A 13,866-nucleotide genomic window follows, 5' to 3' on the forward strand; every position below is an offset into this window, starting at 1 on the left:
GTGCCGAAACCGCTCAGTCTCCCTTTCGACCCCATCGCCCGCGCCGATGAGCTCTGGAAGCAGCGCTGGGGCAACGTGCCGTCCATGTCCGCGATCACGTCGATCATGCGCGCGCACCAGATCCTGCTCGCCGAGGTGGACGCCGTCGTCAAGCCGTACGGCCTGACGTTCGCACGGTACGAGGCGCTGGTGCTGCTCACCTTCTCCAAGGAGGGCGAGCTGACCATGTCGAAGATCGGCGAGCGGCTCCAGGTGCACCCCACCTCCGTGACGAACACCGTCGACCGGCTGGTGCGGTCGGGCCTGGTGGACAAGCGCCCCAATCCCCACGACGGACGCGGCACCCTCGCCGTCATCACCGACAAGGGCCGCGAGGTCGTCGAGGCGGCCACCCGCGACCTGATGGCGATGGACTTCGGGCTCGGGGTGTACGACGCCGAGGAGTGCGGGGAGATCTTCGCGATGCTGCGGCCGCTGCGGGTGGCGGCCCACGACTTCGAGGACTGACCGGCGCGGCGGGTCCGGACCCGGGCAAGATCGCCCCAAAACCGGTGGTTACGCTCGTCCTCATGAAAAAGAGCGTGCTGACCCGCTACCGCGTCCTGGCCTACGTCACCGGTGTCCTGCTGGTGCTGCTGTGCCTGAGCATGATCGCCAAGTACGGCCTGGACGTGGACGGCGCCGCGGACTTCACCCGCGTCGTCGCCATCGCGCACGGCTGGCTCTACGTCGTCTACCTGATCTTCGCCTTCGACCTCGGCTCCAAGGCGAAGTGGCCGGTCGGCAAGCAGCTGTGGGTCCTGCTGGCCGGGACGATCCCGACGGCGGCGTTCTTCGTCGAGCGCCGGATCAGCCACGAGCTGGCCGGCCGGACCGCGGACGCGGCCCCGGCGCCCGTCGAGGCGTGACTTCCTGACCGCGGTGCGACCGCGCCGCCCGGCACGGGGGCGCCCCGGCGCATGAGACGCGGGGGAGCGCCCCCGCCCGCGCCGCGTCCTCGCGCGCCCTCCCCGGCGGTGGTGAGCCGACGTCGGCCCGTGACGGCCGGCGTCGGCTTCGCCGTCGGCCCGTCGGCCCGTCGGCCCCTCTGAACGTCTGCCGTCAGAGCCGTCAGAGCCGTCAGCCGTCGGCGGCCGGGACGGACGCCGCCGACAGGCCGTGCAGCAGTACGCGGGTGAAGCCGCGCACCCACTCCTCGTCGGCCGGCTCCGCGCTGACCAGGGTGCGGTGCACCACCGCGCCCGCCACCACGTCGAAGATGAGGTCGACCGTGCGCGCGGCCTCCACCGGGTCGGCCTCCGGGGGGAGTTCGCCGCGGGCCTGCGCGCGGGCCCGGCCCTCCAGGACCAGCCCCTTCTGGGGCTCCACGATGGAGGCGCGGATGCGTTCGCGCAGCGCGTCGTCGCGGGTGGACTCGGCGATGGCCGCCATCAGCCCGCTCTTGGCCTCCGGGCGGGCCAGGATCGCCGCGAACTGAAGGACCACGCCCTCGATGTCGGCGGCCAGGCTGCCGCGGTCGGGGAGTTCGAGTTCGCCGAAGAGTTCCGCGACCGCGTCGACGACCAGCTCGTTCTTGCCGGCCCACCGGCGGTACAGGGTCGTCTTGGCGACCTTGGCGCGCGTCGCGACGTCTCCCAGGGTCAGTTTCGACCAGCCCAGCTCGACCAGCGCCTCCCGTGTCGCGGCCAGGATCGCGGTGTCCGCGGCGGCGCTGCGCGGACGGCCGGGACGGCAGGCGGGAGTGCGGATCTGCATGCCTCCGACCATAACCGCAGGTTTTTTCCCCGCCTCCGTGAGGCAGATCACCGGGGTGCGGTGTTGCGGAGGCACCCGGTGCCATTACGCTACGAGTCGTATCGAAAGCTCGTGACGGACGTACACGGGCCGGGCCCGGCAGGGCGCGGGGTGGGGACCCGGGCGCTCGTGTCCGGGATGTTCGGGAAGTTTCGGATCGCTTTTCACGCAGGCGCGCGGACGGGGGAGGATAGACGCATGCAGCCACGGAACATGTCCATGAGCGGAGTCGTCGACCTCGCCGCGGTGAAGGCGGCCCAGGAGGCCAAGGCCAAGGCGGAGCAGACGCGCGCCGAAGCGGCCCGGCAGGGCGGCGCGGGGGCCGTGTCCCCGGCCGATCTCGTCATCGACGTCGACGAGGCGGGGTTCGAGCGGGACGTCCTGCAACGGTCCGCCGAGGTGCCCGTCGTCATCGACTTCTGGGCGGAGTGGTGCCAGCCCTGCAAGCAGCTGAGCCCCGTCCTGGAGCGGCTGGCCGTCGAGTACAACGGCCGCTTCCTGCTCGCCAAGATCGACGTCGACGCCAACCAGATGCTGATGCAGCAGTTCGGGGTGCAGGGCATCCCGGCGGTGTTCGCGGTCGTCGCCGGGCAGGCGCTGCCCCTCTTCCAGGGAGCGGCCGGCGAGGCCCAGATTCGCCAGACCCTCGACCAGTTGGTGGAGGTCGCCGAGCAGCGGTTCGGCCTCACCGGCCTGACCGTCGACGCGGACGCCGGGCCGGGCGCCGCCCAGCCGGTCGCGGCCGAGCCCGTCGGCCCTCACGACGCCCTGCTCGAAGCCGCCGTGCAGGCCCTGGACGCCGGTGACTTCGGCGGCGCCGTCCAGGCCTACAAGAACGTGCTCGCCGACGACCCGGCCAACAGTGAGGCCAAACTCGGGCTCGCGCAGGCCGAGTTGCTCCACCGGGTGGGCGGCATGGACCCGCAGCGGGTGCGCAAGGACGCCGCCGAGAAGCCGAAGGACGCCGAGGCGCAGATCGCGGCGGCCGACCTGGACCTGGTGGGCGGTCACGTCGAGGACGCGTTCGGCCGGCTCATCGACACCGTGGCGCGCACCGCCGGTGACGACCGGGACGCCGTGCGGCTGCGGCTGCTCGAGCTGTTCGAGGTGGTCGGCCCCGAGGACCCCCGGGTCGCGGCGGCCCGGCGTGCGCTGGCCCGCGCGCTGTTCTGACCGTCGCGCGCCCGGGTTCTGACCAGTCGCTAAACGTCAGAGCCCGTGCCGTCGGAGTGAAAATTCTGCTGATCCGGTTCCCCCGCGGCCGCGCTTTACCAAATCTTGGTAATCGCGGCCGCTGTTACTGGGAGTAAGACGCGGCCGTCGATGTGTCGGATTCCGTCCATCGATCAATAGTTTTGTCCTGGGCATGAAGGACACCCTGCGTCGCCGGTCGAGACCTGTGGGTCGTTGTTCGGTTATCCCGCCGTTACTAGCCAGTAACGAACCCCCTTGTGCGGGCGGCGAGAATGCACCACGATCGGCCACGCTCGGTCCAATCCCGTACCCCGACAGCCGGTTGGGTCAACGGGTTTTCCTGGGTCCCCACCGAGCAGGGTCGACGGCAGTGGCGTCGGCCCTTGGACAGGGGGGTCTTCGCTGCGGCGAAGCCTGTCCAGCAAGGTTGTGCGTGATGCGTGTCAGGCGCGACCAGTGGTTGTCGCTCGGGGGTGATCGCCGGTGATCGGTGCGCGGTTCGCGCCTCCGGGACAGGCGCTCCCCTTCCCGAGGACGTAGCACTTCTCCCATCCCTGCCCGGCTGAGCCGCCGACTCGGAGGCGAGTCAGGGCCAGGAGATGTACGTCCGAGAAGGAGGAAATATGGAGTCCCAGGTGCGTGGCGGGACCAGATGGAAGCGCTTCGCTGTGGTCATGGTGCCCAGCGTCGCAGCGACGGCATGCATAGGCGTGGCCCTCGCGCAGGGCGCGCTGGCCGCGTCCTTCAGCGTGTCGGGTCAGTCGTTCAAGGTGAGCGCGGACAAGCTCGAAGGCACGGGCTTCTCGCAGTACGGCGCGATCGACTCGGGTTACACCCTCGACGGCAAGAAGACGGCTCACCCCGTCGCCGTCTCGGCGTTCAAGAGCGCCTCGATCACGAACATGTGCCAGTCCGTGGTCACCCCGAACATCCCGCTGCTCGGGTCCGTCAGCCTCACGCTGAAGGCGGGCGGCGGCGGTACGCCGGTCGAGGCCGAGAACCTCTACATCGACGTCGAGGACCTCGAGGCGAACGCGACCTTCAGGAACATCGACATCGGCGTTGCGGCCAAGGACGCCAGCAAGGGTCCGGGCCTCAAGAGCGGTGACACGGCGAACCCGTACGGCTTCGCTCAGCAGGCCGAGTCGGCCACGCTGACCGACGTGAAGCAGACGGCGTGGGCCACCACCGCCGGAACCTTCAAGCTCAGCGGCCTGAAGATGTCGCTGTCGACGGGTGTCAAGGAGTGCTACTAAGCACTCTCTGACGGGCGGGGGAGCCGGTGGCGCCCCCGCCCGTCCAGTCTGAAGCCCGGGTCTTCACCCACGGCACGACTCACCACCACAGAAACGCCGCACCAGGGAGCTGTTTTCCATGAGCGCCGAGACCCCTGCCGCACCCGGCCAGTTCACCCGCCGGAGGCAGCAGTTCCGCGCCTGGCGGGGCACCAGGCCGTTCTGGGCGGGCCTGTTCGTCCTTCTCGCCGGCTTCCCCATCGCCTACTTCCCCTACGCCCACCTCCAAGTGGGCCACCTGACACTGGCGATGGCGACCACCGCGGGCGCGGGTTCCCTGATCATCGGCGTGCTGCTCGGCGTCCTGGGCATCAGTCTGTGGTTCCAGAAGCACGTGCAGGTCTTCGCGGGCGTCGCGGCGATCCTGCTGGGCCTGGTGTCCATCCCGGTGTCCAACCTCGGCGGCTTCCTCATCGGCTTCCTGTTCGCCCTCGTCGGCGGCGCGATGGCGGTCTCCTGGGCCCCGGGGGCGCCGCCCGCCCCGGCCCGGACGCCGGAGACCGGCGCGAACGCCGGAGGCGCCCCCGAGGGCCTGTACCCCGAGGGCTCCGCTGCGTCGGACGACCTCGGCGCGAACCCGTACAGCACCGGTCCCGCCGTCGACGAGAGGCCGTCCTTCGGCAAGGGCGAGGGACCGGGCGAGCCGCACGACCTGCACGATCTGTCAGGAACGAGCCCGGCCAACGGGGCGAACGGGAGGCACAGTGCCGGCTGACGAGGTTTCCACCGGGAGCGATGTGGACGCTGCCTGCGTGCGAACCACCGGACCGCGCCACGCGGCACCCAAGAAGCCGCTGTTCACCAGGTTCCACATGCCGGCCGGCAAGGCGATAGCCCTGGCGGCCATGCCGACCGCGGTCCTCATGGGCATGGGTTTCACGCCCACCCTCGCGAACGCCGACGACCAGCCGTCGTCCAAGAACCTCACGATCGACGAGTACAAGGACTGCGTGGCGGCCCTGGAGGGCGCGGACGCCTCCGCGTCGGCCTCGCCCTCGCCGTCCGCCTCGCCGAGCGCGAGCAAGTCCGCCGACGACTCCGGGAGCGCCTCCCAGGACGACTCCAAGGGGTCCTCCGACGGCGCCGGGAGCGACTCGGGCGGCTCGAAGGACACGTCGGGTTCCGCGGACTCCACGGACGGCAAGAGCGGTTCGTCCTCGTCCGGTTCGGGTTCCGGCGACGCGGCCGAGCCCGCGCCGTCCGCGTCCTCCTCGCCCGCGCAGTCGGCGACGTCCGGCGACACCCCCGCGACGACCCCGTCGGCCACGGAGACGAGCAAGAACCTCCTGGAGACCGTCGGCGACGCCCTCACGGACCTGTTCGACGGCAAGAAGGCCGACGACACGGCCACCGCGAGCCCGTCCCCGTCGGCCTCTCCCTCCGCCGAGGCCTCGGCCCCGGCCGCCGGATCCGGCTCCTCGGGCGCCTCGGACACGTCCAAGTCCACGGACAAGGGCTCCACGGGCACGTCCAAGGAGACCGGCGACGCGGGCGCGGGCGCGGCGAAGGACACCGCCGAGGAAGCGGCTCGGAAGACCGCCGACAAGGTGAAGGAAGCGGCCAAGGACGCCAAGGACACCGCCGCCGACGCCACGGCCACGCCGAGCCCCTCGTCGAGCGCCGGCGCGAACGCCGACGACTGCCCCGCGGCCACCGACGACGAGGGCGGCATCGACAACAAGGTCCGGCTGCCCGACGACCCCTGGTTCCTGAACGCCAGTTCGCTGCTCCTCAAGGGCGCGGACTACCAGGGCATCGTCAAGGTGAAGACCGCCAACGGCACCGTCAAGGAGGTGCTGAAGTACGTCATCTCCGGCGGGACCGACATCGGCGACCTGCACCAGACGGTGGACGACAAGCAGGCGAACCGCACGTACCACGTGCAGGCCGGCAAGGGCACGACGTCCACGATCAAGGACGGCGACACGGTGATGTACACGGAGAGCATCTCCGGCAACCTGTTCGGCCTGATCCCGGTGACGTTCAGCCCCAAGAGCCCGCCGCCGCTGAACATCCCGCTGATCTACTTCACCAACGCCAAGGTCCAGCAGGCCGGCCAGTTCGGCGGCACGCTCACCGTTCCCGGCCTGCACCAGTACACGACCGCCGGCTGAGCGCCGGCGTCACACGCCACTCCGGGAGCCGCAAGAAGACCGTGCCCCCGCCGGGTCACCCCCGACGGGGGCACGGTCGTGCGCCCGCACGAGCGGGGAGCACGATGATCACTTTCTCGTTCGAGCCCCGCGCGGACGACGTCTCCTGGCCCCCGGACTGGCGGCTCGACAGCCCGGCACGTCTACTCCTTCGGCCGCCAGGGGGAGACCGTCAGCCTCACGACGGAGCGGCCCGCTGCGAGGGCCGAACCGACCTGGGACGAGCTGCGGCGGCTCGCCGCGACGGCCAGGGCCGAGGCGTTCCGCCTGATCACGGCCGCTCATCCGGAGCTGCGCGACCACGCGTGGCTGCGCGGGGCGGTCGGAGCGGGAGCGCCGCCGGCCGCGTGAGCCGGCGGCGGAGGAAGCCGAGGGCGCCCCCCTTCGCAGGGGAGCGCCCTCAGTGCCGCACGGGCCCCGTCACGGGGCCGCCCGCTCAGTCGCGGGCGCCGCCGCCGAGGTGGTGGACGCGGAGCATGTTGGTGGTGCCGGGGATGCCGGGGGGCGAGCCGGCGGTGATGATGACGATCTCGCCCGGGTTGAACCGGTTGATCTTGGCGATCTCCTGGTCCACCATGTCGACCATCTCGTCGGTGGTGTTCACGAACGGCACGATGTGCGACTCGACGCCCCAGCTGAGCGCCAGCTGGTTGCGGGTGCCCTCGTCGGTGGTGAAGGCGATGATCGGCTGGGACGCGCGGTAGCGCGAGAGCCGACGGGCGGTGTCGCCGGACTGGGTGAACGCCACCAGGCCGCGGCCGCCGAGGAAGTCGGAGATCTCGCACGCGGCGCGGGCGATCGAACCGCCCTGCGTGCGCGGCTTCTTGCCCGGCACGAGCGGCTGGAGGCCCTTGCTGAGCAGCTCCTGCTCGGCCGCGGTGACGATCTTGGACATCGTCTTCACGGTCTCGATCGGGTACGCGCCCACGCTCGACTCGGCGGACAGCATGACCGCGTCCGCGCCGTCCAGGATCGCGTTGGCCACGTCGGAGGCCTCGGCGCGGGTCGGACGGGAGTTGGTGATCATCGACTCCATCATCTGGGTCGCCACGATCACCGGCTTGGCGTTGCGCCGGCACAGCTCGATGAGGCGCTTCTGCACCATGGGGACCCGCTCCAGCGGGTACTCGACGGCCAGGTCGCCGCGCGCGACCATCACACCGTCGAACGCCATGACGACGTCCTCCATGTTCTCCACCGCCTGCGGCTTCTCCACCTTGGCGATGACGGGGACCCGGCGGCCCTCCTCGTCCATGACCCGGTGGACGTCGGCGACGTCCTTGGCGTCCCGGACGAAGGACAGCGCGACCAGGTCGGCGCCCATGCGCAGCGCGAACCGCAGGTCCTCGATGTCCTTCTCGCTGAGCGCGGGCACGTTGACGGCCGTGCCGGGCAGGTTGATGCCCTTGTGGTCGGAGATGACCCCGCCCTCGATGACGATCGTCCGCACCCGCGGGCCCTCGACGTCCAGGACCTTCAGCTCGACGTTGCCGTCGTTGATGAGGACCTGGTCGCCGCGCGAGACGTCGCCCGGCAGGCCCTTGTACGTCGTGCCGCAGATCGTCTTGTCGCCGGGGACGTCGTCGGTGGTGATGGTGAACTCGTCACCGCGCACCAGCTCGACGGGGCCCTCGGCGAAGGTCTCGAGGCGGATCTTGGGGCCCTGGAGGTCGGCGAGGACGCCGATGGCCCGGCCGGTCTCCTTGGCGGCGGCCCGCACCCGGTCGTAGCGACCCTGGTGCTCGGCGTGCGAGCCGTGGCTGAAGTTGAAGCGGGCCACGTTCATGCCGGCCTCGATCAGCGACACGAGCATTTCGTGGGAGTCGACCGCGGGGCCGAGAGTACAGACGATTTTCGAACGGCGCATGGGGCGATCCTATCGGTTTGTTTCGCCGCGGAATATTCCGTCTGGCGGAAGATACAAACGGGCGGAAGCGTGCTCAGTTGTATTCCTGCTCAGTTTGTGTTTTTCACCAGTGCGTAGGTCTGTGTGGCGATCTCCAGTTCCTCGTCCGTCGGCACCACGGCGACCGCCACCCGGGAGCCCGCCGGGGAGATCAGCCGCGCCTCGTCGGCGCGCACGGCGTTCAGCGCGTCGTCCACGGCCAGGCCCAGCGACTCCAGGCCCGCGACCGCCGCCGCCCGCACCGGGGCCGCGTTCTCCCCGACCCCGGCGGTGAACGCGACCGCGTCCACCCGCCCGAGTACGGCGTAATAAGCGCCGATGTACTTCTTCAACCGGTGAATGTAGATGTCGAACGCGAGCTGCGCCCGCTCGTCGCCCTCGTCGATCCGGCGTCGGATCTCCCGCATGTCGTTGTCGCCGCACAGCCCGACGAGACCGCTCCTCTTGTTGAGAAGAGCATCGATTTCGTCGATGGACATTCCGCCAACGCGCGCCAAATGGAAGATGACGGCCGGGTCGGCGTCCCCCGAACGCGTCCCCATCACGAGCCCCTCCAGTGGCGTCAGGCCCATCGAGGTGTCCACGCACCGGCCCTTCTCCACGGCCGACGCCGACGCCCCGTTGCCCAGGTGCAGCACGATGACGTTCACCTCTTCGGGGGTCCTGCCCAGCAGCTTCGCCGTCGCCCGGGAGACGTACGCGTGCGACGTCCCGTGGAAGCCGTAGCGCCGCACCCGGTGCGCGTCGGCCGTCTCGACGTCGATCGCGTAGCGCGCCGCCGCCTCCGGCATCGTCGTGTGGAAGGCGGTGTCGAAGACGGCGACCTGGGGCACGTCGGGGCGCAGCGCCGTCGCCGTGCGGATGCCGGTGAGGTTGGCCGGGTTGTGCAGCGGGGCGACCGGGATCAGCCGCTCGATCTCGGCGAGGACCGCGTCGTCGATCACGGTCGGCCGGGTGAAGTGCTTGCCGCCGTGCACGACCCGGTGGCCGACGGCGGCCAGCTCGGGGGAGTCCAGGCCCAGGCCGTCCCTGGCCAGCTCCTCCGCCACGGCCTTCAGGGCGGCGTCGTGGTCGGCGATCGGTTCGCTCTGCTCGCGAATCCGGCCGCCGGTGGCCGGCGGCGTGTGCTTCAGGCGGGAGGACCGCTCGCCGATCCGCTCGACGAGTCCGCTCGCCAGCCGGCTGCCGTCCCGCATGTCGAGCAGCTGGTACTTCAGCGACGAGGAGCCGGAGTTGAGGACGAGGACACGGGTCGCGCTCACAGTTCGGTCGCCTTCTCGCTGGGGGTCGGGGACGGGCTCTGGGCCTGGATCGCCGTGATGGCGACGGTGTTGACGATGTCCTGGACGAGAGCGCCCCGTGACAGGTCGTTGACGGGCTTGCGCAGCCCCTGGAGCACCGGCCCGACCGCGATCGCGCCGGCCGAACGCTGCACGGCCTTGTAGGTGTTGTTGCCCGTGTTGAGGTCCGGGAAGATCAGCACGCTGGCCTGCCCGGCGACGTCGGAGTCCGGCAGCTTCGTCGCCGCCACGGACGGCTCGACGGCGGCGTCGTACTGGATGGGCCCCTCGATCTTCAGGTCGGGCCGCCGCCCGCGCACCAGTTCCGTCGCCTCGCGCACCTTGTCCACGTCCGCGCCCGAGCCGGACGTGCCGGTGGAGTACGACAGCATCGCGATCCGCGGCTCCACGCCGAACCGCGCCGCCGTCCTGGCCGACTGCACGGCGATGTCGGCGAGCTGCCCGGCGTCCGGGTCCGGGTTGACCGCGCAGTCGCCGTAGACGAGGACCTTGTCGGCCAGGCACATGAAGAACACCGACGACACGATGCCGGCGTCCGGCTTCGTCTTGATGATCTCGAAGGCGGGCCGAATGGTCGCGGCCGTGGAGTGCACGGACCCGGAGACCATGCCGTCGGCGAGCCCCTCCTGCACCATGAGCGTGCCGAAGTAGTTGACGTCGGAGACGACGTCGTAGGCCAGCTCGACGCTGACGCCCTTGTGGGCGCGCAGCGCGGCGTACTTCTGCGCGAAGGCGTCGCGCAGCTCGCTCGTCGCCGGGTCGATCAGCGCGCACTCGCCCAGGTCGATGCCCAGGTCGGCGGCCTTCTTGCGGATCTGGTCGACGGGCCCGAGCAGCGTGAGGTCGCACACGCCCCGGCGCAGCAGCACCTCGGCCGCGTGCAGGACGCGCTCCTCGGTCCCCTCGGGGAGCACCACCCGGCGCTTGTCGGCGCGGGCCTGCTCGAGGAGCGTGTGCTCGAACATCATCGGCGTGACGCGGTCGGTGCTGGGCGCGGAGACGCGCTTGCGCAGCTCGCTCGTGTCGACGTACCGCTCGAAAAGGCCCAGCGCGGTCTCGGCCTTGCGCGGGGTGGCCGCGTTCAGCTTGCCCTCCAGCGAGAACAGCTGCTCCGCGGTGGGGAAGCTGTTGCCGGGCACCGACACGACCGGCGTGCCGGGCGCGAGGCGCGCGGCCAGGGTGAGGATCTCGTCGGTCGGGACCTCGCCCAGCGTGAGCAGCACACCGGCGATCGGCGGGGTGCCGGCGCTGTGCGCGGCCAGCGTGCCGACGACCAGGTCGGCCCGGTCGCCGGGCGTGACGACCAGGCAGCCCGGCGTCAGGGCGTTGAGGAAGTTCGGCAGCATCGCCCCGCCGAAGACGAAGTCGAGGGCGTCGCGGGCCAGTCCGGAGTCGTCGCCCAGCAGCACCCGCGCGCCCAGGGCGTGGCTGATCTGCGCGACGGTCGGCGCGGAGAGCGCGGGCTCGTCCGGCACGACGTAGCAGGGCACGGGCAGCCGGGCCCCGAGACCCGCGGCGATCGCCTCCCGGTCCTCCGGGGCCACCCGGTTGGTCACCATGGCGAGGACGTCGCACCCGAGGCCGTCGTAGGCCCGGTAGGCGTTGCGGGTCTCGGCGAGCACCGACTCCGCGGTCTGCTTGCGGCCACCGACGACGGGGATCACGGACGCGCCGAACTCGTTGGCGAGGCGCGCGTTGAGCGCCAGTTCGTCCGGGAACTGCGTGTCGGCGTAGTCCGTGCCGAGGACGAGGACGACGTCGTAGTCGCGGGCGACCCGGTGGAACCGCTCGACGAGGGTGGAGACCAGTTCGTCCGCCCCCTGCTCGGCCTGGAGGGCGGACGCCTCGTGGTAGTCCATGCCGTAGACGGTGGCCGGATCCTGCGCCAGCCGGTACCGGGCGCGCAGCAGCTCGAAGAGCCGGTCGGGCCCGTCGTGGACGAGGGGACGGAAGACGCCCACCCGGTCGACCTGCCGGGTCAGGAGCTCCATGACCCCCAGCTCGACGACCTGGCGGCCGTCGCCGCGGTCGATACCGGTCACGTACACACAGCGGGTCACGCGAGCTCTCCGTTTCGTTCCGGGGCAGTTCGTCGGCGCTCGGGCCGGGCGCTCGGCCCGACTCTCTCCGGCGCACAAAAATCGCCCACCTAGGTGAGCAGATCCCTCTTGACAATACCCCCGTCCGTGGTTAAGGCGCCCGTCAAGAGACCGGCCCGTCCGGCGGCGTGAAACAATCGAATCCGGCTCACCGGCAACGACAGCGAGCAGGAGACACAGCACGATGCGCATCGGAGTTCTCACCGCAGGCGGCGACTGCCCCGGCCTGAACGCAGTGATCCGCTCGGTCGTGCACCGCGCCGTGGACCACTACGGCGACGAGGTGATCGGCTTCGAGGACGGCTACGCGGGGCTGCTGGACGGCCGTTACCGCGGACTCGACCTCAACGCGGTGAGCGGCATCCTGGCCCGCGGCGGCACCATCCTCGGCTCGTCCCGACTGGAGCGCGACCGGCTGCGCGAGGCCTGCGAGAGCGCCTCCGACATGATCCACGACTTCAACATCGACGCCCTCATCCCGATCGGCGGCGAGGGCACCCTGACGGCCGCGCGCATGCTGTCCGACGCCGGACTGCCGGTGGTCGGCGTCCCGAAGACGATCGACAACGACATCTCCTCCACCGACCGCACCTTCGGCTTCGACACGGCCGTCGGCGTCGCCACGGAGGCGATGGACCGCCTGAAGACGACCGCGGAGTCCCACCAGCGGGTCATGGTCGTCGAGGTCATGGGCCGCCACGCGGGCTGGATCGCGCTGGAGAGCGGCATGGCGGCGGGCGCGCACGGCATCTGCCTGCCCGAACGCCCCTTCGACCCCGCCGACCTGGTGAAGATGGTCGAGGAGCGGTTCGCGCGCGGCAAGAAGTTCGCGGTGATCTGCGTCGCCGAGGGCGCGCACCCGGCCGAGGGCACCATGGACTACAGCAAGGGCGCGATCGACCAGTTCGGCCACGAGCGCTTCCAGGGCATCGGCACGGCCCTCGCCTACGAGCTGGAGCGACGGCTCGGCAAGGAGGCCCGCCCGGTCATCCTCGGCCACGTCCAGCGCGGCGGCGTCCCCACGGCCTACGACCGCGTCCTCGCCACCCGCTTCGGCTGGCACGCCGTGGAGGCGGCGCACCGCGGCGAGTTCGGCCGCATGACGGCGCTGCGCGGCACGGACGTCGTGATGGTGCCGCTGGCCGAAGCGGTGACCGAGCTCAAGACGGTCCCCAAGGACCGCATCGTGGAGGCGGAGTCGGTCTTCTAGACCGGGGGTGGAGCGGGCCCGCGCGGCCTACGCGGTCCGCTTCCGCAGGCTCGTCCAGAAGTGCTCGACGATCGCGTCGAGGAAGTCCTCCCCGGTGTCGCCCGCGGCCCCGGAGGCGCTGCCGCCGCCCCAGCTCAGCGTGGCGACCATGCGGCCCTGGTAGTCGCGGTGCAGCTCCTGGAGCGCGTCCTCCAGGAGCCGCCGCTCCAGCGGCACGATCCGGGCCACCTGTTTGACGTATGCCTGCCAGCGCGTGCCGGCCGCGGCGCGCAGCAGGTCGGCGAGCTCGCCCTCCCGGCCGGTGACCGTGACCAGGTCCGGCAGCGTGAGGCCGAGGAGCTCGGCGAGGACCGCGCTCTGCCGGTCCGTGCCGCGCCACTGCCCGCTCTCCTCCATGCGCGTGTACGCCAGGAACTCGTGGCCCACGGCCCGGGCGACGTCCTCGGGCGCCAGGCCCCGGGCGACGCGGTGTTCGCGCAGGGTGCGGGGAGGCCCGATGAGTTCGGCCGGGGAGCACCACAACACGCCCGCGAGCGCGGTGAGTTCGGCGTGGGCGGGGGTGAGCGCCCCGCGTTCCCAGGCGTTCACCAGGTCGGGGGTGGCGTGGGCGAGGGCGTAGGAGGTGCGCAGCCCCTGGGCGACGTGCGCGGGGGTCATGCCCAGGGCGACGCGGAGTCGGCGGGCGGCGGGGGCGTCGAAGGGAGGACCGGGCTGACGGGTGTGAGCTGCGGGTCTGGACACGGGGGACAAGGTAGGGGGCCCCGCGGGCGGTGACTACGGGGTGTTCGGACAGAGTCACCCGTCGTAGGAAGCCACGGGTGCGACGGGTGCGACGGGGAGGGCGGATGGGACGACGTCAGGGACGCCGCCCCAGCGCTCGGGGGAGCGGGACGGCGGGGGCCGTGGACCCGGGG

13 protein-coding genes are annotated in these 13,866 nt (G+C 71.3%); 7 read left to right on the top strand and 6 right to left on the bottom strand.

Annotated elements, in window-relative coordinates:
- A complete protein-coding gene (locus KMS84_RS17990) occupies positions 1 to 507 on the top strand; it encodes a MarR family winged helix-turn-helix transcriptional regulator (protein WP_256917255.1) in 507 nt (168 codons plus the stop codon).
- A gap of 62 nt (positions 508 to 569) precedes the next feature.
- The gene (locus tag KMS84_RS17995; RefSeq protein ID WP_256917256.1) at positions 570 to 908 is read left to right on the top strand and encodes a DUF3817 domain-containing protein; all 339 of its coding nucleotides are present in this window, start codon (positions 570 to 572) and stop codon (positions 906 to 908) included.
- Positions 909 to 1,119: 211 nt separating this feature from the next.
- On the opposite strand, the gene KMS84_RS18000 is transcribed toward KMS84_RS17995, so the two are convergent.
- Positions 1,120 to 1,755, bottom strand: a complete 636-nt coding sequence (locus tag KMS84_RS18000) for a TetR/AcrR family transcriptional regulator (RefSeq protein ID WP_256917257.1) — start codon at positions 1,753 to 1,755, stop codon at positions 1,120 to 1,122.
- A 237-nt stretch (positions 1,756 to 1,992) separates the two neighbouring features.
- Here KMS84_RS18000 and KMS84_RS18005 point away from each other — a divergent pair, with 237 nt between their 5' ends.
- The 4 genes from KMS84_RS18005 (at position 1,993) to KMS84_RS18020 (ending at position 6,397) form a co-directional block, all read left to right on the top strand.
- Positions 1,993 to 2,967 carry a tetratricopeptide repeat protein gene (locus tag KMS84_RS18005; RefSeq protein WP_256917258.1) on the top strand — a complete coding sequence of 325 codons (975 nt, stop codon included), beginning with the start codon at positions 1,993 to 1,995 and terminating at the stop codon, positions 2,965 to 2,967.
- Positions 2,968 to 3,611: 644 nt separating this feature from the next.
- Positions 3,612 to 4,244: a DUF6230 family protein gene (locus tag KMS84_RS18010; protein ID WP_256917259.1), complete on the top strand. Its 633-nt coding sequence runs from the start codon at positions 3,612 to 3,614 to the stop codon at positions 4,242 to 4,244.
- 118 nt (positions 4,245 to 4,362) lie between these two features.
- On the top strand, positions 4,363 to 4,998 hold the full coding sequence (locus KMS84_RS18015) for a DUF6114 domain-containing protein (RefSeq protein ID WP_256917260.1): 636 nt from the start codon (positions 4,363 to 4,365) through the stop codon (positions 4,996 to 4,998).
- Positions 4,988 to 6,397 (top strand): hypothetical protein, encoded by a 1,410-nt coding sequence (locus KMS84_RS18020; RefSeq protein ID WP_256917261.1) that lies wholly within the window; start codon positions 4,988 to 4,990, stop codon positions 6,395 to 6,397. The genes KMS84_RS18015 and KMS84_RS18020 overlap by 11 nt, the downstream gene beginning before the upstream one ends.
- A gap of 182 nt (positions 6,398 to 6,579) precedes the next feature.
- Here the strand turns inward: KMS84_RS18020 and KMS84_RS18025 are convergent, their stop codons facing one another.
- From KMS84_RS18025 to pta, 4 genes are all read right to left on the bottom strand, one after another.
- Entirely contained in the window at positions 6,580 to 6,711 is a 132-nt protein-coding gene (locus tag KMS84_RS18025; RefSeq protein ID WP_256917262.1) for a hypothetical protein, read from the bottom strand.
- 161 nt (positions 6,712 to 6,872) lie between these two features.
- Entirely contained in the window at positions 6,873 to 8,303 is a 1,431-nt protein-coding gene (pyk, locus tag KMS84_RS18030; protein ID WP_256917263.1) for a pyruvate kinase, read from the bottom strand.
- 89 nt (positions 8,304 to 8,392) lie between these two features.
- Positions 8,393 to 9,604 carry an acetate kinase gene (locus KMS84_RS18035; protein WP_256917264.1) on the bottom strand — a complete coding sequence of 404 codons (1,212 nt, stop codon included), beginning with the start codon at positions 9,602 to 9,604 and terminating at the stop codon, positions 8,393 to 8,395.
- Positions 9,601 to 11,703, bottom strand: coding sequence for a phosphate acetyltransferase (pta, locus tag KMS84_RS18040; RefSeq protein ID WP_256917265.1), 2,103 nt, complete (start codon positions 11,701 to 11,703; stop codon positions 9,601 to 9,603). Before pta ends, KMS84_RS18035 begins: the two co-directional genes overlap by 4 nt.
- Positions 11,704 to 11,926: 223 nt before the next feature.
- Here pta and KMS84_RS18045 point away from each other — a divergent pair, with 223 nt between their 5' ends.
- Entirely contained in the window at positions 11,927 to 12,952 is a 1,026-nt protein-coding gene (locus KMS84_RS18045; protein WP_256917266.1) for an ATP-dependent 6-phosphofructokinase, read from the top strand.
- Between the two features lie 27 nt (positions 12,953 to 12,979).
- Here KMS84_RS18045 and KMS84_RS18050 read toward each other — a convergent pair whose 3' ends face one another.
- Positions 12,980 to 13,693, bottom strand: coding sequence for a helix-turn-helix domain-containing protein (locus KMS84_RS18050; RefSeq protein ID WP_438818949.1), 714 nt, complete (start codon positions 13,691 to 13,693; stop codon positions 12,980 to 12,982).
- Positions 13,694 to 13,866: the final 173 nt, after the last annotated feature.

Origin of the sequence: Streptomyces hilarionis (genome assembly GCF_024539675.1) — a bacterium.
GTDB classification, from domain to species: domain Bacteria; phylum Actinomycetota; class Actinomycetes; order Streptomycetales; family Streptomycetaceae; genus Streptomyces; species Streptomyces hilarionis.

What these genes read in the sequence shown, in the direction of transcription:
- pyk (WP_256917263.1), bottom strand. Translation starts at nt 8,303, where the DNA reads ATGCGCCGTTCGAAAATCGTCTGTACTCTCGGCCCCGCGGTCGACTCC.
- KMS84_RS18010 (WP_256917259.1), top strand. Translation starts at nt 3,612, where the DNA reads ATGGAGTCCCAGGTGCGTGGCGGGACCAGATGGAAGCGCTTCGCTGTG.
- KMS84_RS18045 (WP_256917266.1), top strand. Translation starts at nt 11,927, where the DNA reads ATGCGCATCGGAGTTCTCACCGCAGGCGGCGACTGCCCCGGCCTGAAC.
- KMS84_RS18005 (WP_256917258.1), top strand. Translation starts at nt 1,993, where the DNA reads ATGCAGCCACGGAACATGTCCATGAGCGGAGTCGTCGACCTCGCCGCG.
- KMS84_RS18015 (WP_256917260.1), top strand. Translation starts at nt 4,363, where the DNA reads ATGAGCGCCGAGACCCCTGCCGCACCCGGCCAGTTCACCCGCCGGAGG.
- KMS84_RS18000 (WP_256917257.1), bottom strand. Translation starts at nt 1,755, where the DNA reads ATGCAGATCCGCACTCCCGCCTGCCGTCCCGGCCGTCCGCGCAGCGCC.
- KMS84_RS17995 (WP_256917256.1), top strand. Translation starts at nt 570, where the DNA reads ATGAAAAAGAGCGTGCTGACCCGCTACCGCGTCCTGGCCTACGTCACC.